Source organism: Pseudomonas oryzihabitans, assembly GCF_006384975.1.
GTDB classification, from domain to species: Bacteria; Pseudomonadota; Gammaproteobacteria; order Pseudomonadales; family Pseudomonadaceae; genus Chryseomonas; species Chryseomonas psychrotolerans_B.
Window position 1 is genome coordinate 4,688,696 of sequence record NZ_CP021645.1, and the last position, 21,013, is coordinate 4,709,708.

The following is a 21,013-nucleotide window of genomic DNA, read 5'->3' on the forward strand; positions in this document are numbered from 1 at the left end:
CGTGCATGATTTTTAAGGAGACGACGATGAGTGGTAACGGGGGCGCCTCGGGCGCCTGCAAATTCCTGGTATCTGCCCTGGGCGTGCTGATCGCCCTCCTGGGCCTGGCCCTGGGCGGCGGCGGGATCTACCTCGCCACCCTCGGTGGCAGTCTGTATTTCGTCCTGGGTGGCCTGCTGCTGCTGATCGCCGGTGGCCTGATCGCCGCCCGCCGACCGGCCGGGGCCTGGCTCTACGGCCTGTTCCTGTTGGCGACCCTGGTCTGGGCGCTGGCCGATGTCGGCCTGGTGTTCTGGCCACTGGTCTCGCGGCTGATGATGTTCGCCGTGATCGGTGCGGTGGTGGCCCTGGCCTATCCGGCGCTGGTACGCGCCCGTGGCGGCGTCGCCGGCAAGGGTGGCTACCTGCTGGCCGGTCTGCTGGCGGTGGCCTGCGCGGCGAGTTTCGCCTGGATGTTCAAGCCCCAGCCGCTGGTGGCCGCTAGCACCACCCCCGCCGTGACCCCGGTGACGCCCGAAACCGCCCAGAAAGACTGGCGTAGTTGGGGCAATACCACCGCCGGGACCCGTTTCGCCGCCCTGGACCAGATCACCAAGGCCAACGTCGGCCAGCTACAGGTGGCCTGGACCTTCCGCACCGGCGACGTGCCCCTGAGCAACGGCTTCGGTGCCGAAGACCAGCAGACCCCGCTACAGGTCGGCAACACCCTCTACCTGTGCAGTCCGCACAACCTGGTGTTCGCCGTGGACGCCGATACCGGCGCCAAGCGCTGGTCCTTCGATCCCAAGGCCACCGCACCCAACTGGCAGCGTTGCCGGGGCGTGGCCTATTACGAGGATGCGCCCGCGGCCCAGGCCAGCGCTGTCGCTACTGCCGCCCCGGCCCAGCCGGCGGCTGTCTGCCAGCGGCGCATCATCACCACCACCATCGACGCCCGCCTGTTCGCCCTTGATGCCGATACCGGCAAGCCCTGCGCCGATTTCGGCGACAACGGCATGATCGACCTCAAGGCCGGCATGGGCGAGGTCAAGCCTGGCTTCTATACCCTGACCGCCGCACCCCTGGTGGCGGGTGACCTGATCGTGGTCGGCGGTCGCGTGGCCGACAACATCGCGGTCAACGAGCCGAGCGGCGTCGTCCGCGCCTACGATGTCCACACTGGCAAGCGCGTCTGGTTCTGGGACCTGGGCGAGGCGTCGCCGTCGACGCCGCTGCAGCCGGGCAACGAATACCACCGCGCCACGCCCAACGTCTGGACCTCGATGGCCTACGACCCCAAGTTGGGGCTGATCTATCTGCCGACTGGTAATACCACCCCTGATGCCTGGGGCGGCGAGCGTACCCCGAATGACGACAAGTACAACTCCGCGGTGGTCGCCCTGGACGCCAAGACCGGCCAGGAGCGCTGGGTCTACCAGACCGTGCACCATGATCTCTGGGACTACGACCTGCCGTCGCAGCCGACCCTGGTGGACGTGCCGGACGGACAGGGCGGTACCCTGCCGGGTCTGATCCAGACCACCAAGGCCGGCCAGATCTTCCTGCTCAACCGGGAGACCGGCAAGCCCATCGCCGAGGTCCGTGATCAGCCGGTCAAGGCGCCGGTTCCCGCCGTGGACGGTGAGCGCCACGCTGCGACCCAGCCGGTATCCGTCGGCATGCCGTCGATCGGTACCGAGACCCTGACCGAGTCCTCCATGTGGGGCGCCACGCCCTTCGACCAACTGATCTGCCGCATCCAGTTCAAGAAGATGCGCTACGACGGCCTCTTCACCGCGCCGTCCACCGATGTTTCCCTGCAATGGCCCGGTTCGCTGGGTGGCATGAACTGGGGCAGCAACTCCATCGATCCCACCACCGGCTATCTGTTCGTCAACGACATGCGCCTGGGCCTGTGGACGCGGCTGATCCCGCGCGCCCAGATGGAGAGCGACAAGGCCGGTGGGGTCGAGATGGGCGCGGCTTCCCAGACCGGTACCCCCTACGGCTCGCTGCGTAACCGCTTCCTCTCGCCGCTGGGTATTCCCTGCCAGGCACCGCCCTACGGCACCATGACCGCCATCGACCTCAAGACCCGCAAGGTCGCCTGGCAGGTGCCGGTGGGTACCGTGCAGGACACCGGGCCGCTGGGCATCAAGATGCACCTGCCGATTCCCATCGGCATGCCCACCCTGGGCGGCTCCCTGGCGACCCAGTCCGGGCTGCTGTTCTTCGCCGGCACCCAGGACTACTACCTGCGCGCCTACGACAGCGGCACCGGTCGCGAGGTCTGGCGCGCACGCCTGCCGGTGGGCAGCCAGGGTACGCCCATCACCTACGTCTCGCCCAAGACCGGCAAGCAGTACGTGGTCATCAGCGCCGGTGGCGCCCGCCAGTCGCCGGATCGCGGCGACTACGTGATCGCCTACGCCCTGCCCGACAAGCGCTGACAGCGCCCTAGGACAGGCCGAAGCCCGCCGGAGCGATCCGGCGGGCTTCGGCGTTTTCGGCCCGGGACGGGCAGCGGTTTGGCCACAATGTGCCGTGGCGCGATTACCCCGCTGGCGGCGAACGGCTATAATTCGCCGTTTTTGAGGCGAGGCGGGCCTGCAGCGGCCTCGCGAAACCCCGGCGAACCCCTGGTTACGCCCTGTACAGAGGCTTTACCTGTGTCCCTCACCGTCCTTGGCCTGTCCGGCGCCCTCAGCCACGATCCCTCCGCCGCGCTCTACATCGACGGCAAGCTGATCGCCGCGGTGGAAGAAGAACGCTTCGTGCGCGACAAGCATGCCAAGAACCGCATGCCCTACGAGTCGGCCAAGTTCTGCCTGGAACAGGCCGGGATCACCCCCGCCGACGTCGACGTGGTGGCCATTCCCTATGCGCCCATCAGTCTGTTCGGCGAGGCCCGCTGGCACTATGCCAAGCGCTACGCCTACGCCCCGGATCGCGCGCTGGATGCCATCCTGTTCGGCAATCGCCGCTACCACCGCTACAAGAAGCGCATCGAATGGTGCCTGGTGCAGCTGGGTTTCGACCTGAAGAAGGTCAAGCTCGAGGCCGTCGAGCACCATCTGGCCCATGCCTCCAGTGCCTATCACTGCTCGGGTTTCAGCGAGAAGACCGCCATCCTCGGCATCGATGGCAAGGGTGAATACGCCACCACCTTCTTCGGCTACGGCGAGAACGGCAAGATCCACAAGATCAAGGAGTTCTACGATCCGGATTCCCTGGGCGGCCTCTATGGTGCCCTCACCGAATTCCTCGGCTTCGAGATGCTCGACGGCGAATTCAAGGTCATGGGCATGGCGCCCTATGGCGATGCCAGCAAGTACGATTTCTCGCGCCTGGCTAAATTCGAGAACGGCGAGCTGATCATCAACACCGACTACGCCAACGTCATCGGCTTCCGCCGCTACAAGGAAAAGGGCAAGGGCTACTACTTCTCGCCCAAGCTCATCGAGTGGCTGGGGCCCAAGCGCGAAGGCGATATCGCCGACGATCCCTACATCCACTACGCCGCCAGCATGCAGGCCCTGTTCGAGAAGCTGGCGCTGGAGATGATGGACTACTACCTGGGCGACATCATCCGCGAGACCGGCAAGATCGCCTTCGCCGGTGGTTGCGCGCTCAACGTCAAGCTCAACCAGAAGATCATCGCCCGTCCCGAGGTCAAGGAGCTCTTCGTCCAGCCCGCCTCGGGCGATGCCGGCACCGCCGTCGGCGCCGCGGCCTACGTCTCCCACGCCCGTGGCGTACCGGTGGAGAAGATGGAGCACGTCTATCTCGGCCCTGGCTACAGCAACGAGGACGTCATCGCCGCCTGTGCCCGGCATCCCAATGCGCCGAAGTGGCAGCGGATCGACGAGATGCCCCGGCGTATCGCCGAGATCATGGTGGCCGGCAATCCGGTGGCCTGGTTCCAGGGCCGCCTGGAATTCGGTCCGCGCGCCCTCGGCGGTCGCTCCATCATCGGCTGCCCCAGCGTGCCGGGCGTGGCCGACCGTATCAATGCCCAGATCAAGTTCCGCGAGCGCTGGCGGCCGTTCTGCCCGTCGATGCTCGACACCGTGGCCCCGCAGATGCTCAAGGTCGATCATCCTTCGCCCTTCATGACCTTTACCTTCGAGGTCAACGAGGAGTGGAAGAGCCGGGTCCCCGAAGTCGTCCACGAAGACGGCACCTCCCGTGCCCAGGTCCTGGAGCGCCGCCACAATCCGCGCTGGTACGACCTGATGCTGGAGCTGGAAAAGCTCACCGGCAACGGCGTCTCGCTCAACACCTCGCTCAACCGCCGTGGCGAACCCATGGTCTGCTCGCCCACCGATGCCCTGAACATGTTCTACGGCTCGGACCTGCAGTACCTGATCATGGAAGACATCCTGGTGGTCAAGGAAGGTGCCGGCCTATGACGCGTTCCGCCGAACCGCGGGTGCTGCAGTTCTGTCACGGCTACGACGGTCCCTTCCTCGACTGCGCCCGCCAGACCGCCAGCCTCTTCGCGGGCAGCGGCTATCGCGTCACCACGGCGTTCCTCACCGGCGCCGCCGATAGCGAGGTGGCTGCCGGCTGCGGTAGCGACGAGGTGCTGTTCCTCGAGTACTCCTCGCGGGACGTACGCGGCCTCAAGCTCGGCGCCATCCAGGCGCTGCGCGAGATCGTCCGTTCGCGGGGCATCCGCTTCGTCATCGCCCATCGCTTCAAGCCGATCTGGATCGCCTGCCTGGCCACCAATCTGCCGGTGATCGGCGTCCACCATGCCTTCGGCGACTACGATCGCCTCGGTCGGCGGCTGTTCGCCAAGCTGATGAGCAAGCGCCTGAGTCTCCTGGCCGTTTCCGACGCGGTGCGCGACGAGATCCGCCAGCGGCTCAAGGACTGGCCGGCCGAACGCATCGAGACCCTCTACAACCGCCTGGACGTCGAGACGGTGGAGCGCGAGTTGCTGCCGGCCGACCAGGCCCGTGCCGAGCTCAAGCTGCCCCAGGACGCCTGGATTGTCGGCAACGTCGGCCGTCTGCACCCGGACAAGGACCAGGCCACCCTGCTGCGCGGCTTCGCCGCCGCCCTAGCGACCCTGCCGAACAATGCCCTGCTGGCCATCCTCGGCAAGGGCCGCCTGGAAGACGACCTCAAGGACCTGGCGCGCGAGCTGAACATCGCCGACCGGGTCTTGTTCCTCGGCCAGGTGGAAGGCGCCCGGCGCTACTTCAAGGCCTTCGACGTCTTCGCCCTGAGTTCCGACCATGAGCCCTTCGGCATGGTCCTGCTGGAAGCCATGGCCGCCGGCGTGCCGCTGATCGCCACCGCTTGCGGTGGTGCCCGGGAGATCGTCGAAGGGGTGGGCTTTCTCTTTCCCCTGGGCGATGCCGAAGCCCTGGCGCAGGGCCTGCAGCATCTCGGCCGCCTGGCTCCCAGCCAGAGACGCGCCTGCGTCCAGCACATGCGTGAACGCCTGGCCGAACGCTTCTCCGACGAGGCCGTGCGCCGCGACTTCTGGCGGCTGCCCATGGTCGCCGCCTTCAAGGCTCCGGCGCCGTGAAAGTCCTGTTCCTGGTCCAGAAGGAACAACGCATCCTGCTGGACCACTTCTATGCCAGCATCGCCGCCCATTGCGACTGCGACCTGCGCTGGCTGAGCGACGCCGAGCAGGCCGATCTGCGCGGCTACTTCCGCCGCGCCGTGCCCCAGCCCGAGCAATACGACCGCATCCTGCTGTTCTTGAGGTTCAAGAAGCAGCTCAAGCAGATCGCCTTCATCCGCAGCCTGCCCAATCTGGTCGAGCTGGAACACGACGCCTACCAGAACTTCATCCCCTGCAAGTACACCGGCAAATTCAGCCGCTACTATCGGGCCATCCCCCATGTCCGGGTGCTGGTCTCGGGAGCCGGCGTGGCGCGGCGCCTGCAGGAAGAGGGGGTGGACGCCGTCTTCGTGCCCAAGGGCTACGACGACAGTCGCCTGCGCGACCTGAGCCTGGAACGCGACATCGAGCTGGGCTTCGTCGGCAGCCTGGGCAGCGTGGCCTACAGCGGGCGCAAGCAATTGCTGGAAGACCTGGCCAAGGTCGAGCCGCTGTTGATCACCAAGACTCGTTCGGGCGATGAATACCTGCAGACGCTCAATCGCATCCGCTTCTTCGTCGGTGCCGACGTTGGCATGGGCGAATACATGATCAAGAATTTCGAGGCCATGGCCTGCGGCTGCGTGCTCTTCACCTACGACCAGGGCGAGGAAGAGAACCGGGCGCTGGGTTTCGCCGACGGGGTCAACGTGGTGCTCTATCGCTCGCTGGACGAATTGCGCGAAAAGCTCGCCAGACTGCGCGCGGATCCCGCGCACGCCGCGGCCATCGCCAAGGCCGGAGAGGCTCTGGCCCGTCACTCTTTCGCCTTCGGCCACTTGGGCGAACGCGTGGTTTCGGCTATAACCCCAGCGCTGCGGCCAGTGGTCGCACCGGGGTTCCTGCAACGCCTGCTGGCCAGGCTGGGACGCTGATGCGGCGCGCAAGGCCAAGCTTTCGACTCACCTGGCAGAAAGGGTAGAACGTGCAGTTTTCCGCCGATAGCGACATTTCCCTGGTCGTCACCAGTTGCGGGCGCTTCGAGCTGCTCACGCAGACGCTGGCGACCTTCGACGAATTCAACACCGCGCCCATTCGCCGGGTCTTCATCACCGAGGATTCCGGTGACGAACGGGTACGCGATTGCATCCCGGCGCACTGGCGCGAACACACCGAGTTCATCGTCAACAATCCCAAGCTCGGCCAGATGCGCAGTGTCGACGCCGCCTATGCCCGGGTCGAGACCGCCTGGATCTTCCATTGCGAAGACGACTGGGCCTTCTACCGCCCCGGCTTCATCGAGGACTCCCAGGCGCTGCTGGAGGCCGATCCCCAGGCGCTGCAGGTGTGGCTGCGCAGCCATGCCCATGACCTGGCGATCCATAGCCCCTACGTCTATCTCAAGCCACGACAGGTGCATGCCGGCATCGCCTTTCATGAAGTCGGCTCGCACAAGCCCGAATGGCAAGGCTTTTCCTTCAATCCCGGTCTGCGGCGGCGCGCTGATTATCTGCTGCACGCTCCCTATGGCGAGCTGAGCGGCGAGAAGGAGCTGTCGCGGCGTTATGCCGATGAAAGCCGGCACGCGCTGATCCTGGAAAACGACGCCGTGCTGCATACCGGTTTCGGCCAGCATGTGGTCAGCGACAAGGATCGCCGCGACAAGCGCAAGCGCCGGCGTATGGAACGCATCAAACTGGCACTGGCCTTCCTGGTCGGCGCACTCCTCGGAGCCCTCTTGTGGTGACACCCGTGCTCGATCGGCTGCAGCAGAGCCGTTATTTCACCCTGGCGGTGCTGGTGTTCATGGCCGCCTATCTGTGCATTCCCGTGGCGAAGTGGATCAACAGCTTCTATTACGCGGCCATTGCCCTACCGGCATTGATCCTCTTCGTCCTGCGTCCGCGGCTGATCGATTGGCGCTCTCCGCTGCTGCTGCTCTGGCTGGTGTTTCTCGCCTGGTTCATCGTGCCGGGCGCACGGGCGGAGGAGGGGATGTTCTTCAAGCACATCCTCTATGTGCTGTTGTTCGTACTGATCGTAGCCTGCCTGGTGGATGGCGACTTCTTTCGCCGACCCAGTCTGGTACGCCTGGCCTTCTGGATTCTCTGTGCCTATGCGGTGGGTTCCAGCCTGGTCTTCTGGCTCACCGGGCACTATGCCGTGGGCCAGCGGGTCATCCACCTGCCGGGGCGGATCTCCAACCCCATCTATGTGAGCATCTGGCTGGTCTGCCTGGGCGGCCTCGCCGCGCCCACCTGGATTCGCGAGCGGCGCTGGGGCGAGTTGCTGGCGGCCGTGGTGATCACCATCGTCGGGATCTCCTTCGCCCTGCAGACCCGCACCGGGCTGGTGGGCATCGTCTTCTTGGCAGCCCTCGGCGTGCTCTTCGCCTTTCCGCGTTTTCCGCTACGGACCCTGGCCTTCGTCGTGCTGGTCAGTGCGTTGATCGCCGGGGTGGTCGAGGTGGTGCATACCGAGGCCTGGTTCGTCTCCTTTTGGGGGCGGGCGGATTCCGGCCGCATCGAGCTGTTCCACTTCATGATCAAGGATTGGGAAGGCTGCGGTTGGTGGCTGGGCTGCGGCCTGGGTTACCAGAGCCACGACCTGTTGCACGGCACTGAGGCCATCCAGCATCCGCATAACATCTTCGTCTCCCTGGGCATCTACACCGGGTTGGTGTCGCTGTTGATCTTCGCCGTGCTGATGCTGGCCACCCTGGGCGCCGCGCTGCGCCACCGCGATCCCTGGGGGCTCTATCTGGCCGTGGCCCTGCTGATGCTCAACTTCGACGGCGCCAAGCTGATCGGCAATCCGGACGAGTTATGGCCACTGGTGTTGCTGCCGGCGGCGATGATCGTCGGCGGCGAGGTACAGCGGCGGCGCAAGCTGGCGCTGGCTCGGGCGCTGCCGAGCTAGTCGTTCAGCTGGCGGTCGAGGTCACGCCAGTCCAAGGGCTGGCGGCAAGCCTCGGCGTAGGCCCGCAGGAAGGGCTCGCGGCCGGGCTGGAACAGCCAGTCGCGGTCTTCGCTGTAGCGCAGCAGGTGATGGAAATTGCGTACCCGTAAGCGCAGCGGCAGGCGGCGGGCATGGCAGCGCAGATCGGCGATGTCGATCAGGCCCAGTTCGCCTGCGGGCGTCAGCACCACGTTGCCCAGGTGCAACGAGCGGAAATAGACGCCCTTGTCGTGCAGGCCGGCGATGAAGCGCCCCAGCGCCGGACGCAGCGCCTCGGCCTGTGCCGACTCACGCAACTGGCGCAGGGTCTGGCCGGGTAGCGGGCTGTAGTGCACGACATCGCGCTGCAGCGAGGCGGCGCGATAGACCTCCAGCACCTGCGGACAGGGAATGCCGCGCGCGGCCAACTGGCGGGCGTTGTCGGCAAAGCGCTGGGCGTAGGGGAACAGGGCAGCCGAGGTCAGCAGCCGTTTGCGGCGGAACAGCTTGAGATAGCTGCCATCGGTGAGGCGCAGAACCTTGTCGCCATGGTGATCGGCTTCCACTACCTGGGCGGCGTCGCGCAGTTCGAGATAGCGCGAATGTTCGAGAGGCTTCATGCAGGACCCGTCAACGTCAGGGCGTGCATGTTACCCGAAGGCGGCAAGCTGTGAAGTGACCCTTGCGCCCTATGCAGCCGCTTGTTGTTAGAATCAGATTTTTGCCGGCACCTTTACATGCGTCCAACACGTCAACTCCTGTACTTCGTCTATGGCGGTGCTCAGGCCTATCGGCAGGAGCTGAAGTTCAGCCTGCTGAGCGTGCTGCATTGGCGGCAGCAGCAGGACATCGCCATCCGTATCGTGACCGACCGGCCGCAGGACTATCGCGGTTGGCCGGTCGAGCTGTTGCCCATTGAGGGGACCACCCTGAAAGAGTGGCAGGGCCAGCACGGCTACCTCCACCGTAGCAAGGCCTGCGCCATCGCCTGGGCGCTGCCTAGGGCGGACAAGACCCTGTTCCTCGACAGCGATACCGTCGTCCAGGCGCCGCTGGCGCCCTTGTTCGATGGGATCGATGACCAACGCTGCGTGATGGATGTGGAGGAATGGCGCTGGCGCAAGGCCCGGGAGCGACCCGAGTTCGCCCGTTTCGCCGCGACGCTGGCCGAGCGCCGGCAGGCGCCGGCGGAGGACACACGGCTCTACAACAGTGGCGTCTGTGGTCTGGCGCGGACTCATCTGGCGCGGGTCGAACGGGCCATCGCCCTGATCGACGACTGGCGTGGCCACGATGACGAGGTCCATACCCTGGAGCAGATCGCCCTGTCGTTCAGTCTGGCCGAGCTCGCCATCAGCGAAGCCCGCGGCGCGATTCGGCACTATTACGCGGAAAAACGCTTTTTGCATTTCATGCTGGCGCACTTCTTCGAGCGCTATGGGGAAGACTACTCAGCGGAATTGTGCCGCCACTGGCAGGAAGTGCCCCTGACCAAGCCGCTGCCCGATGTCTGGACCCGGCTACGGGTGAAGTGGCAACTGATCGGGCTGGACAAGCAGCGGGCGAGTCTGGGGCGCAAGCTGCTCTATGGCTGCCTGGCGCCCCAGGACAGCTACGCCCAGGCCTGTCGCCACGTCTGGTGGGAGCGGGCGCTGAGCGAGCGCCTGGGTGGCGGCGATCGCCAGGCCTTCGCCGAAGGCATCTGGCCGAACGACCTGCCACGTCCGCACCTGGCCGACGAAGCCAGCGCGGCGCTCGACTATCTGCGCACCCGGGTGCGCGGCTAGCATCCCTTCAGGAATCTCTGCATGCGAACGCTCTTTCTCGTCGTCCTCTACGGCTTGCGCCCCCGGGATTCGGCTACCTTGCGCAGCTTGCTGGCCCAGCCCGTCGCCAGCCTGCCGGCGGACAGCGGCCTGCTGGTCTGGAACAACGGCCCCCAGGCCATGGACGAGACGGAGCGCCAGACCCTGCTGGCCACACCGGGCTGGGCGCAGGTGCTCATCGAAGAGGATCTCGGCAATCCCCCCTTGAGTCGGGTCTACAACCGGGCGCTGCAGCTGGGCTCCGAGCGGTTGGTGGTCTTCGATCAGGACACCGTGGTGGACGAGCGCTATCTGCAGGCGCTTGGGCGGGAAGCCGAATTGCTGGTCCCGCTGGTGCTGGGCGCGGGGGCCATCCGCTATCCCCACCAATACAAGCAAGTGGTGACCAGCGAGGGTCCGCTGGACCCGCAAGCCACTGTTACCATCAGCTCGGGCCTGTGCCTGTCACGAGGCCTGGCCCAGCGCATCGCCGCGCGCCATGGCGACGTCTTCGACGAGAGATTCGCTCTCTATGGGGTCGATGTCTCCTTCTTCCTGCGGGTGCAGGGGCTGGCCCGTGAGGAGTCGGTCGAGTTGCTCTGCGCCGGGGTGCTGGATCACTCGCTGTCCGAGCTGGAGGAAGAAACCCCGGCCCAGCGGCGCTTTCGCGACATCGAGAAGTTCTATGTCGCCCTGCTGCTGCGCCTGCACTACAAGGGGGCCTCCCGCGGCAAGGTGCTGCGCTACCTGGGGCGGCAACTGCTGGGCAATCGTCCCTATCTGTATGGCGTACTGCCGCAGATGCTGAGGACCGTGTTCAGGGGGCGGCATCCCCGGGCGTGATACCCGGCAGCGGACGGATCACCGCCTCGTGACGGCTGTAGTAGAGGCTGTCGGCGGGGATGTCGCGCATCACCAGGGCGCCGGCACCGACCACCACGTTGTCACCGATGGTCAGGTGGTCGCCAACGATGCAGACGTGGGCACCCAGGCTGACGTTGTCGCCGATGAAGATGCCCACCAGCTGCGCCGGATCGTCGCTCTTGATGCCGATGGTGGTGTGCTGGCGGATCATCACATTGCGCCCTATCACCGCCAGGTTGGACACGCAGATGCCCATGCGATGGGGTAGGCGTAGTCCGGGCCCGATGCGCGCGCCCAGCAGGATCTCGATATTGTGCCGGCGGATCAGCCGGCGATTGATCCGCTCGGCCAGCTTGCGGTAGTTGAGCAGGCCACGCGGGCGGCAATAGAGGAACTGCGCCAGGCGATACCAGAACAGAAAGCTCGGGCTTTCACCTGCCATCACGCGGCGGAACAGGCGCTTGAGCCGCAACGGCTTGCCGGGGGCGTCCAGCACCTCCACGCGCCAGTAGTCCTTGAGTTCGGCGAAGGTGGCGATGAGCGGTGACATGACGGACGTTCCAGAGCGAGGGAGGGCAAGCCTAGCGGAAAATCCCCTGGCTGGGTCAGCCGCGGGTGCGTGTTAACATGGCGCTTTTGCGTCACGACGAGACCATGAGCCAAGACTCCCCTGCGCAGACTTCCAGCCTGAAGATCTATTTCCGCCTGCTCGGCTACGTACGGCCCTACATCGGCATGTTCGCCCTGAGCATCATCGGCTTCCTGATCTTCGCCTCCACCCAGCCGATGCTGGCCGGCATCCTCAAGTACTTCGTCGATGGCCTGAACAACCCCAACGCCGCCATGTTTCCCGGTTGGCCGCTCATCGGCGGGCTGAACCTGGTCGCGGCGGTGCCGCTGATGATCATCCTGATCGCCGCCTGGCAGGGCGTGGGCTCCTTTCTCGGCAACTACTTTTTGGCGCGGGTTTCCCTGGGGCTGGTGCACGACCTGCGGGTGGCGCTGTTCAACCATATGCTGCGCCTGCCCAATCGCTACTTCGATGCGAACAACTCGGGCCATTTGATCTCGCGCATCACCTTCAACGTCACCATGGTCACCGGCGCCGCCACCGAGGCGATCAAGGTGGTGATCCGCGAAGGCATGACGGTGGTCTTCCTGTTCGCCTCGCTGCTGTGGATGAATTGGAAGCTGACCCTGGTGATGGTTGCCATCCTGCCATTGATCGCCCTGATGGTGACCAGCGCCAGCCGCAAGTTCCGCAAGCAGAGCAGCAAGATCCAGTCGGCCATGGGCGACGTCACCCACATCACCTCCGAGGCCATCCAGGGCTACCGGGTGGTGCGCAGCTTCGGCGGCGAGCGCTACGAGCAGCAGCGCTTCCTCGATTCCAGCACGGCCAACACCGACAAGCAGCTGACCATGACCAAGACCGGTGCGGTCTATACGCCCATGCTGCAACTGGTGATCTATTCGGCCATGGCCGTATTGATGTTCCTGGTGCTGTGGCTGCGCGGAAGCGCCTCCGCCGGTGATCTGGTCGCCTACATCACCATGGCCGGCCTGCTGCCCAAGCCGATCCGTCAGCTTTCCGAGGTCAGCTCCACCATCCAGCGCGGCGTAGCCGGGGCGGAAAGCATCTTCGAGCAGCTCGACGAGCCCGCCGAGCGCGATGAAGGACGCGAAGAGCGCGAGCGCGTCCAGGGTCGCCTGGAGGTGCGCAACCTGACCTTCCATTATCCGGGCACCGACAAGGCCGTGCTGGAAGGCATCGACTTCGTCGCCGAGCCGGGCCAGATGGTGGCCCTGGTGGGCCGCTCGGGCAGTGGCAAGTCGACCCTGGCCAACCTGATTCCGCGCTTCTACCAGCACGAGCAAGGCCAGATCCTGCTCGATGGCTTGGAGATCCAGGACTACCGGTTGAGCAACCTGCGCCGGCACATCGCCCTGGTGACCCAGCACGTCACCCTGTTCAACGACAGTGTCACCAACAACATCGCCTATGGCGATCTGGCCGGGGCGCCCATGGAGCTGGTCAAGGCGGCGGCCGAAGCGGCCTATGCCGACGAATTCATCCAGCGCCTGCCGCAGCAATACGACACCCAGGTCGGCGAGAACGGGGTGCTGCTGTCCGGTGGTCAGCGCCAGCGCCTGGCCATCGCCCGGGCGCTGCTGAAGAACGCGCCGCTGCTGATCCTCGACGAGGCCACCTCGGCGCTGGATACGGAATCCGAGCGCCACATCCAGGCGGCGCTGGATCGCGTCATGCAGGGGCGTACCACCCTGGTGATCGCCCACCGCCTCTCGACCATCGAGAAGGCCGACCTGATCCTGGTGATGGATCACGGGCGCATCGTCGAGCGCGGCAGCCACAGCGAACTGCTGGCGCTGAACGGTTACTACGCCCGACTGCACGCCAAGCAATTTGAGGAGGTCGCGCCGCCGGCGCCGACGATCGAATGCTGAACCGACTGCGTTTCTGGCGTGAGCGCGGCTGGACCTCGATTTCCGCCGCCGACTATGCCGCCACCTGGCAGCGCTATGGCGGCAGCGTCGCCACCCACCCGGAGGTGGTCGCGCGACTGGCCGAACTGGCCGGTATCCCGGTGCGCTACCTGGGGTGGCCCGGCGAGGACGGCTTGCAGGCCGCGGTGCCCTGCTGGGGCCGTGAGCTGGCGCTGTCCCGCGCGGTGCTCAAGAAGCGCCGCCAGCGTGCCCTGTTCGACCTGGGCAATGCCGAGATCATCCTGCCCGCCGCACCGGGCACTGCCGCCCCTCTGCGCCAGCGCGCCCGCTATCTGTCGCCGCTGTGCGAAGAGCGCTTCGCCGGTCTGCGCCGGCAGAGCGAAGAGCTGGCGATGCTCCGCGAGCCGGAGGCCTGGTCGAAGAAATTCCGCTACAACCAGAGACGCGAGCAGCGTCTCTTCGAAGACGCCGGTGGCCGCGCCGTTCCCATGGTCGAACTGGACAGTGCCGAGCAGGCGCGCATCTATGCGCAGCTGTTCGAGGCGCGCTGGGGCTTCGAGGTGCCGGGCAAGGCGCGGCTGGCCGAGGTGTTCGCCCTGCTGCGGGACTTCATGACCGGTTCGGTGCTGATGCTCGGCGAGCGGCCGGTGGCCATCCAGGTGCTCTATCGGGTGGAGGCGCCGCAGTGGATCAGCGTCGAATACGTCAATGGAGGCGTCGATCCCAGCTGCAGTGACCTCAGCCCGGGTAGCGTCCTCACCTATCTGAACACCCAGGCGGCCTGGCAGGATGCTCGCGCCCTGGACAAGGCGCTGCGCTATTCCTTCGGTCGCGCCGACCGCGACTACAAGGATCGCTGGTGCCACCGCGTCACCGTCTTCGAGAGCTGAGATGACCGCCCGCAAACAAGCCCTGCTCAAACGCCATCGCCGCCACAAGCGCCTGGTTCTGCTGGTCATCGCCCTGATCCTGCTCGGTTGCCTGCTGCTGGGCCCCTGGTGGAGCGCGCCGTTGCTGGCGGTGCTGGTCTGGCTGGCGCATGAGGCTTGGTTCGCCGATCACCTCTTCTATTCGCCGCGCGACAACTACAGCTATCAGTTCCCTGCCGACACCCTGGTGCTGGGCCTGCATCTGCAGCAGGGCCGGCTGGCGGCGATAGAGTTGCCGCCGGGCGAACTGACGCTGTTCCTGGAGTGCCGCCTGCGGGCCAGCTGGCTTGGCCGATTGCTGGATCCCCAGGTACGGCTGCGGGCGGGCGATGACAGCGACCGCCAGGACTTCGAGCGCGGCGTGGCCGGGCGCCGCTACGTGAACCTCAGTGGCTACGCCGAGGCCCTGCGCCGTGGCGAGCTGCAGCTCTGGACCCGTTTCTGCCGCCTGCAGGGCGAGTTGCGCCTGCATGTCTTCGCCCAGCCGGATTTCCGCACCAAGCGCGTGATGGTCATCGCTCCCCACGCCGACGATGCCGAGCTGGCCGCCTTCGGCCTCTACAGCCAGGCGCGGGAGACCAGCATCGTCACCCTGACCCAGGGCGAGATCGAGGCCGAGCACTACCAGCGCCTTGGCCTCGACCGCCAGGCTGCCGCCCGGCTCAAGGGCCGGCTGCGCACCTGGGATAGCCTGGTCACTCCCCTCTGGGGGGGGTACTGCCGGAGCGCTGCTTTCAGCTGGGTTATTACTGCCTGCAATTGCCGGCCATGCGCCAGGCGCCGGACGAGCCGTTTGGTTCCCGGGAGTCCGGTGAGAGCGACATCCGCAGCGCCCGTCGCTACAACGCCTTCGATCTGCCCGCCGAGGTTGACGGCGCTCCGACCTGGCGCAACCTGGTGGCCGATCTGGTCGCGTTGCTGGAGCACTTTCGCCCCGAGGTGGTGGTTCTGCCGCATCCCGAGATCGATCCCCATGCCGATCACGTGGCCAGTACCCAGGCCCTGCGCGAAGCCCTGGCCGCAAGCCAGTGGCAGCCTGAGCTCGAATTGCTCTATGCCAACCACCTGCACGACAACGACCGCTGGCCAATGGGGCCGGCCGAGGGTGGTATCGCCTTGCCACCGGCCATCGAGACGCCGGCGCCCCTGGTGCCCTGGAGTCCGCTGCTGACGCCTGAGCGTCGACTGGACAAGGCCATGGCCCTGGGCATGCAGCACGACCTGCTGGTGCCGTTGCCGGCCAAGAAGCGCCTGCGCCGCGCCATCCAGTGGCTACTAGCCGGGCGCCGCTGGCCGCGCACGGGGGAAGACGAGTTCTTCCGCAAGGCGGTGCGGCGTCACGAGCTGTTCTGGATCAATCGCCGTACACCCTGATGCCGGCTATTGCCGCTGGTAGGCGCTTCCGGGGCGCCTGGAACGCTATGGTATGATCGCCGCCATTTTCGCGCTTTGGAGCCTGTCCCTATGAAGCTGACCATGCCTCGCTTCGATCTCGCGCCGGTCCTGGTGGTCGGCGACGTGATGCTCGACCGCTACTGGCACGGCACCACCTCGCGGATCTCCCCCGAGGCGCCGGTACCCGTGGTGCGGGTCGACCAGCACGAGGATCGTCCCGGTGGCGCGGCCAACGTCGCCCTCAACATCGCCGCCCTCGGCGCGCCGGCCTATCTGGTCGGCGTAACTGGCCAGGACGAAGCCGCCGATGCCCTGACCGACAGTCTGAGAGCCGCCCATGTGCAGGTGCGCTTCCAGCGCATCGCCCAGCAGCCGACCATCGTCAAGCTGCGCATCATGAGTCGTCACCAGCAACTGATCCGCGTCGACTTCGAGGAACCCTTCGACACCGACGCCCAGGCGCTGGCCTCGGACACTGCGGCCATGCTGGCCGGGGTCAAGGTGCTGGTGCTCTCGGACTACGGCAAGGGCGCACTGAAGAATCACCAGGCGCTGATCCAGTTGGCCAAGGCGCGCAACATCCCGGTGCTGGCCGATCCCAAGGGCAAGGATTTCTCCATCTACCGGGGCGCCAGCCTGATCACCCCGAACCTGTCCGAATTCGAAGCCATCGTCGGCGTCTGCGCCGACGACGCCGAGCTGGTGGCCAAGGGCAACGAGTTGATGGCGCGGCTGGACCTGGGCGCCCTGCTGGTGACCCGTGGCGAGCACGGCATGACCCTGCTGCGCCCCGGCCAGGCTGCCTTGCACCTGCCGGCCCGCGCCCGCGAGGTGTTCGACGTCACCGGCGCCGGCGATACCGTGATTTCCACCCTGGCCGCCGCCCTGGCGGCCGGCGAGGAATTGCCCCAGGCCGTGGCCCTGGCCAATCTGGCCGCCGGTATCGTGGTCGGCAAGCTGGGTACCGCCGCCATCAGCGCCCCCGAGTTGCGCCGCGCGGTGCAACGCTCGGAAGGCTCCGAACGCGGTGTCCTGACCCTGGAGCAGCTGCAACTGGCCATCGAAGACGCCCGCGCCCATGGCGAGAAGATCGTCTTCACCAACGGTTGCTTTGACATCCTCCACGCCGGCCACGTGACCTACCTGGAGCAGGCGCGCGCCCAGGGTGATCGCCTGATCGTGGCGGTCAATGACGACGCCTCGGTCACCCGCCTCAAGGGCCCGGGTCGGCCGATCAACAGCGTCGACCGGCGCATGGCGGTGTTGGCCGGTCTTGGCGCGGTGGACTGGGTCATCCCCTTCAGCGAGAACACCCCCGAGCGGCTGCTGGAGCAGGTCCGCCCGGATGTGCTGGTCAAGGGTGGTGACTACAAGAGCGTCGAAGAGGTGGTCGGCGCCCAGATCGTGCAGGGCTACGGCGGCGAGGTGCGCATCCTCGGCCTGGTGGAGAACAGCTCCACCACCGCCATCGTCGAGCGGATCCGCAACCGTACCTGACCGCTGGCGGCACTCGGGTTAAGCTGGGCGCAGAACCGCTATGGAGCTGCGCCATGCCCTCGACGCCCCACCTGATCCTTGGTACCCGCACCGACGGTCAACCCCTCGGTCATCCCCTGAAACTGGCCAATCGGCACGGACTCATCGCCGGGGCCACGGGCACCGGCAAGACCGTCACCCTGCAACGGCTGGCCGAAGCCTTCAGCGATGCCGGGGTCGCGGTCTTCGCCGCTGATATCAAGGGCGACCTCTGCGGCCTGGGTGCTGCCGGTGCTCCCCAGGGCAAGCTGGCCGAGCGTATCGCCGCCCAGGGCCTGCCGCACCAGCCCCAGGCCTATCCGGTCACCCTCTGGGACGTCGACGGCCGGAGCGGCCATCCACTGCGGACCACCCTGAGCGAAATGGGTCCCTTGTTGCTGGGCAATCTGCTGGAGCTGACCGACAGCCAGCAAGCCGCCTTGCACGCCGCCTTCAAGCTGGCCGACCGCGAAGGCCTGCTGCTGCTCGACCTCAAGGATCTCAAGGCCGTCCTCAATCACCTGCGCGAGCACCCCGAAGCCCTCGGCGAAGACCGCGCCCTGTTCACCGGTGCCTCGGCCCAGGCACTGCTGCGGCGCCTGGCGACCCTGGAGCAGCAGGGCGCCGAGGCCTTCTTCGGTGAGCCGGCCTTGCAACTGGAAGACGTGCTGCGCCCCGAGCCGGATGGTCGCGGCCGTATTCATCTGCTCGACGCCAGCCGCCTGGTGCACGAGGCGCCCAAGGTCTATGCCACCTTTCTGATCTGGCTGCTGGCCGAACTCTTCGAGCAATTGCCCGAGCGGGGCGATGCCGACAAGCCGGTGCTGGCGCTGTTCTTCGACGAGGCCCATCTACTCTTCGGCGATACGCCCAAGGCATTGCGTGATCGCCTGGAGCAGGTGGTACGGCTGATCCGCTCCAAGGGCGTCGGCGTCTATTTCGTCACCCAGTCGCCCGCCGATCTACCGGACGACATCCTCGCCCAGCTGGGCCTGCGCATCCAGCACGGCTTGCGTGCCTTCACCGCCAAGGAGCAGAAGGCCTTACGCGCGGTGGCCGACGGCTTCCGCCCCAATCCGGCCTTCGACAGCCTGCAGGTGTTGACCGAGCTGGGCATTGGCGAAGCCCTGGTGGGCAGCCTTGAAGACAAGGGCACCCCGGCCATGGTCGAGCGCGTGGCCATAGCGCCACCGCAGTCGCGGGTCGGTCCGCTGAGCGAGGCCGAGCGCCAGGCCTTGATCCGTCAATCACCCCAGGCGGGGCGCTACGACCGGGCGGTGGATCGCGAGTCGGCCTACGAGATCCTGCATGACCGCCAGGCTGAACGGGTACCGCAAGAAGCTCCCGCGCCAGCGAAGTCGAAGGAGGGCGGGGCGCTCAGCGATCTGGTGGGTGAACTGGCCGGGCAGGCGCTTAAAAGTGCTGCACGCCAGGCAGCCAATCAATTGGGTCGGCAACTGGTACGGGGCCTGTTGGGTTCGCTCCTCGGTGGCAAGCGCCGCTAGCCAAGCGGGCAAAAAAAGACCCCGCCATGGCGGGGTCTTTTCGCGTCACGCAGTTATTACATGCGCGGGGCGACCGGGTTGGCGTCGTTGGAGATGGTTACTTCCACGCGACGATTCAGGGCGCGGTCGGAGGCGTTGCTGTTGCTGGCCACCGGGAAGTTCTTGCCGTAGCCGCGGGTCTGGATGCGGCTCGGGTCCACGCCGGCGCTGATCAGCGCGGTCTGGATGGCCTGGGCGCGGCGCTCGGACAGTTGCAGGTTGTAGGCATCGCCGCCGACGTTGTCGGTATAGCCCTCGACGATCACCTTGCGCTCGGGATTCTGCTTCAGGTAATCAGCCAGCTTCTGCACATTGGCATAGCCCTGGGGCTTGAGTTCGGCCTTGTTGAAATCGAACAGCACGTTGCCGAAGGTCACCATGGTGCCGCGGTCGGTCTGCTTGGCCTGCAGGGCGTCCTGCAGTTGCTTGAGCTGGGCGGTACGGGCATCCAGACGGGCCTGGGTGCGCTCGGCGTCGACGTTCTGCATCTGGGCTTCGGTCATGCGCAGCTTGATGGTCTGCATGGCCGTCTGGATGCGCTGATTGGTCAGGTAGGCCAACTGGTCGACGGTCTTCTCGTTTTCACCGTCCTTGTAGGCCTTCTCGGTCTTTTGCAGCCAGGTGCCGGCGTCTTTGGTTTCCAGGGCGGCCAGTTGGGCGGCCTGGGGCTGGGATTCCAGGGCGGAGTAGTCGGCCTTGGCCTTTTCCAGGTTGGGGTTGGGCGGCGTGGAGCACGCGGCCAGGGCCAGGCTGAGCAGCGACACGGCAGGGATCAGAATGTGTTTACGCATGATGGTCATCCTTTGAATTCGTGGAGGTAAGAACAAGCGGGTCGCTTACTGCTGGACCTTCTTCTGCAGGTTCTGCTGGAGCTGCAGGTTGATCTGACCTTCCTCACGGATTTGCTGGATGCTGTTCTGGGCATCCTTGAGTGCGGCTTCGGCCTTGGCGGCCTGGGTCTTACGGGTAGCCAGGCGAGCATCCCATTCGGCCTGCTCGGCCAGTTGCTTGGCTTCGGCGTACTTCTCGTTGGAGAGCGCCGTCTGGGCCTGGGTCCACTTGTCCTGGGCCGACTTGGTCTCGATGGGGGCGTACTGGTTGCCACCGGAGCTGACCGCCTCGTTGACGGCGGACTGGGTCACGGCCATCTGCGCGGTCGGCGGATTGCCGGCGCAGCCGGCCAGCAACAATGAGCTGCCCAGGGCAAGGGCTGCAAGTTTCAGGGTGCAGGCTTTGGAAAAGGACGTTTGGGCAGTTGCACTCTTCATGGATTCAAGCTCCGTTATTTATCCGAAAAGCACGCCGCCGGCACGGGCAGGGCGGGCGCCTTGGTCAGCAGAAGCCGCATGTGGAAAAAGGTGCTTGCCCGTTCCGAAAGGTCCGTGGCGGGCGTTTGCAAACGTCCCCGTCCAGCGCTGCGGTCTGATCCTATGACCGCTCATCCGCCAGGAATGTTCACGAGCTATCGAATTTCTGCTCATGGCAAAGCCCTTCGCAGAGCGGTAGCGCCGTAGGTAAGACTGCAGGCCGGGGCGCCTAGACGCCGTCCTCCGCCTGCAGCCGATGCAGGTGTTTGCGCGCCAATTCGAGAAAGCGCGGCGTGGCGCCCGCGTCGGCATACAGCGGATCGCCCAGTTCGTCGGTGGCCACCACTTCGCTGCCCTGCACATAGGGAAAGCTCGCCTCCAGTTCCTCGAAGGCCGCCGCCAGCAATTCGCTCAACAGGGCTTCCGGGGTGCGCTGTGGATAGAGTTCGCGCAAGGCTTCGAGCCGAGCCGCGGTTTCCAATTCCAGGTTGAGGGTGTAGGTCCGGGTGGTGCTCGGCGTGGTGGCCTGCTGTTCCCATTGGTGGGCGAGTTCACGAATCTTCATGGGCATCTCCATTGGCGTTAGGCAAAGGTCGGATGGTCAGCCCGACCGGCTCTGTGCACCCTGCACTGACCGGGTCTTGCAACCCGCGTGACAAGGTGCTGTCCTCAGCCCTAGACCGCAGCCTTGGCCGCGAGGTCCGAACCG

Annotated in this window: 17 protein-coding genes and 1 pseudogene; 13 read left to right on the forward strand and 5 right to left on the reverse strand. The window is 66.0% G+C overall.

What is annotated here, in order from left to right; translation table 11 throughout:
* Positions 1–26 precede the first annotated feature (26 nt).
* From CCZ28_RS21170 to CCZ28_RS21195, 6 genes are all read left to right on the forward strand, one after another.
* On the forward strand, positions 27–2,429 hold the full coding sequence (locus tag CCZ28_RS21170) for a membrane-bound PQQ-dependent dehydrogenase, glucose/quinate/shikimate family (protein WP_140220737.1): 2,403 nt from the start codon (positions 27–29) through the stop codon (positions 2,427–2,429).
* A gap of 219 nt (positions 2,430–2,648) precedes the next feature.
* Positions 2,649–4,391: a carbamoyltransferase family protein gene (locus CCZ28_RS21175; protein WP_140220738.1), complete on the forward strand. Its 1,743-nt coding sequence runs from the start codon at positions 2,649–2,651 to the stop codon at positions 4,389–4,391.
* A complete protein-coding gene (locus CCZ28_RS21180) occupies positions 4,388–5,521 on the forward strand; it encodes a glycosyltransferase (protein ID WP_140220739.1) in 1,134 nt (377 codons plus the stop codon). The genes CCZ28_RS21175 and CCZ28_RS21180 overlap by 4 nt, the downstream gene beginning before the upstream one ends.
* Complete coding sequence (locus tag CCZ28_RS21185; protein WP_140220740.1) at positions 5,518–6,477, forward strand: glycosyltransferase; 960 nt, start codon at positions 5,518–5,520, stop codon at positions 6,475–6,477. Before CCZ28_RS21180 ends, CCZ28_RS21185 begins: the two co-directional genes overlap by 4 nt.
* Before the next feature lie 50 nt (positions 6,478–6,527).
* Positions 6,528–7,289 carry a glycosyltransferase family 2 protein gene (locus CCZ28_RS21190; RefSeq protein ID WP_140220741.1) on the forward strand — a complete coding sequence of 254 codons (762 nt, stop codon included), beginning with the start codon at positions 6,528–6,530 and terminating at the stop codon, positions 7,287–7,289.
* A 5-nt stretch (positions 7,290–7,294) separates the two neighbouring features.
* Positions 7,295–8,461, forward strand: coding sequence for an O-antigen ligase family protein (locus tag CCZ28_RS21195; RefSeq protein WP_140220742.1), 1,167 nt, complete (start codon positions 7,295–7,297; stop codon positions 8,459–8,461).
* On the opposite strand, the gene CCZ28_RS21200 is transcribed toward CCZ28_RS21195, so the two are convergent.
* Complete coding sequence (locus CCZ28_RS21200) at positions 8,458–9,099, reverse strand: lipopolysaccharide kinase InaA family protein (RefSeq protein WP_140220743.1); 642 nt, start codon at positions 9,097–9,099, stop codon at positions 8,458–8,460. The genes CCZ28_RS21195 and CCZ28_RS21200 overlap by 4 nt on opposite strands.
* Before the next feature lie 117 nt (positions 9,100–9,216).
* On the opposite strand from CCZ28_RS21200, the gene CCZ28_RS21205 reads away from it, so the two are divergent.
* Positions 9,217–10,266 carry a hypothetical protein gene (locus tag CCZ28_RS21205; protein WP_140220744.1) on the forward strand — a complete coding sequence of 350 codons (1,050 nt, stop codon included), beginning with the start codon at positions 9,217–9,219 and terminating at the stop codon, positions 10,264–10,266.
* Between the two features lie 21 nt (positions 10,267–10,287).
* Positions 10,288–11,127, forward strand: a complete 840-nt coding sequence (locus tag CCZ28_RS21210; RefSeq protein ID WP_140220745.1) for a glycosyltransferase family 2 protein — start codon at positions 10,288–10,290, stop codon at positions 11,125–11,127.
* On the opposite strand, the gene CCZ28_RS21215 is transcribed toward CCZ28_RS21210, so the two are convergent.
* Positions 11,102–11,698, reverse strand: a complete 597-nt coding sequence (locus CCZ28_RS21215; RefSeq protein WP_140220746.1) for a serine acetyltransferase — start codon at positions 11,696–11,698, stop codon at positions 11,102–11,104. The two genes, CCZ28_RS21210 and CCZ28_RS21215, sit on opposite strands and share 26 nt — an antisense overlap.
* Before the next feature lie 104 nt (positions 11,699–11,802).
* Here CCZ28_RS21215 and msbA point away from each other — a divergent pair, with 104 nt between their 5' ends.
* The 5 genes and pseudogenes from msbA (at position 11,803) to CCZ28_RS21240 (ending at position 18,958) form a co-directional block, all read left to right on the forward strand.
* A complete protein-coding gene (msbA, locus tag CCZ28_RS21220; RefSeq protein WP_140220747.1) occupies positions 11,803–13,614 on the forward strand; it encodes a lipid A export permease/ATP-binding protein MsbA in 1,812 nt (603 codons plus the stop codon).
* Positions 13,608–14,504 carry a GNAT family N-acetyltransferase gene (locus tag CCZ28_RS21225; RefSeq protein WP_140220748.1) on the forward strand — a complete coding sequence of 299 codons (897 nt, stop codon included), beginning with the start codon at positions 13,608–13,610 and terminating at the stop codon, positions 14,502–14,504. The genes msbA and CCZ28_RS21225 overlap by 7 nt, the downstream gene beginning before the upstream one ends.
* A gap of 1 nt (position 14,505) precedes the next feature.
* A pseudogene (locus tag CCZ28_RS21230) lies at positions 14,506–15,917 on the forward strand (PIG-L deacetylase family protein).
* Positions 15,918–16,007: 90 nt separating this feature from the next.
* Entirely contained in the window at positions 16,008–17,435 is a 1,428-nt protein-coding gene (gene hldE / locus CCZ28_RS21235; protein WP_140220749.1) for a bifunctional D-glycero-beta-D-manno-heptose-7-phosphate kinase/D-glycero-beta-D-manno-heptose 1-phosphate adenylyltransferase HldE, read from the forward strand.
* 53 nt (positions 17,436–17,488) lie between these two features.
* On the forward strand, positions 17,489–18,958 hold the full coding sequence (locus tag CCZ28_RS21240; RefSeq protein ID WP_140220750.1) for a helicase HerA-like domain-containing protein: 1,470 nt from the start codon (positions 17,489–17,491) through the stop codon (positions 18,956–18,958).
* A 56-nt stretch (positions 18,959–19,014) separates the two neighbouring features.
* Here the strand turns inward: CCZ28_RS21240 and CCZ28_RS21245 are convergent, their stop codons facing one another.
* From CCZ28_RS21245 to CCZ28_RS21255, 3 genes are all read right to left on the reverse strand, one after another.
* On the reverse strand, positions 19,015–19,788 hold the full coding sequence (locus tag CCZ28_RS21245; RefSeq protein ID WP_058765277.1) for an OmpA family protein: 774 nt from the start codon (positions 19,786–19,788) through the stop codon (positions 19,015–19,017).
* A gap of 45 nt (positions 19,789–19,833) precedes the next feature.
* Positions 19,834–20,265: a DUF4398 domain-containing protein gene (locus CCZ28_RS21250; RefSeq protein ID WP_140220751.1), complete on the reverse strand. Its 432-nt coding sequence runs from the start codon at positions 20,263–20,265 to the stop codon at positions 19,834–19,836.
* A gap of 268 nt (positions 20,266–20,533) precedes the next feature.
* Complete coding sequence (locus CCZ28_RS21255) at positions 20,534–20,869, reverse strand: pilin assembly protein (protein WP_140220752.1); 336 nt, start codon at positions 20,867–20,869, stop codon at positions 20,534–20,536.
* Positions 20,870–21,013 lie beyond the last annotated feature (144 nt).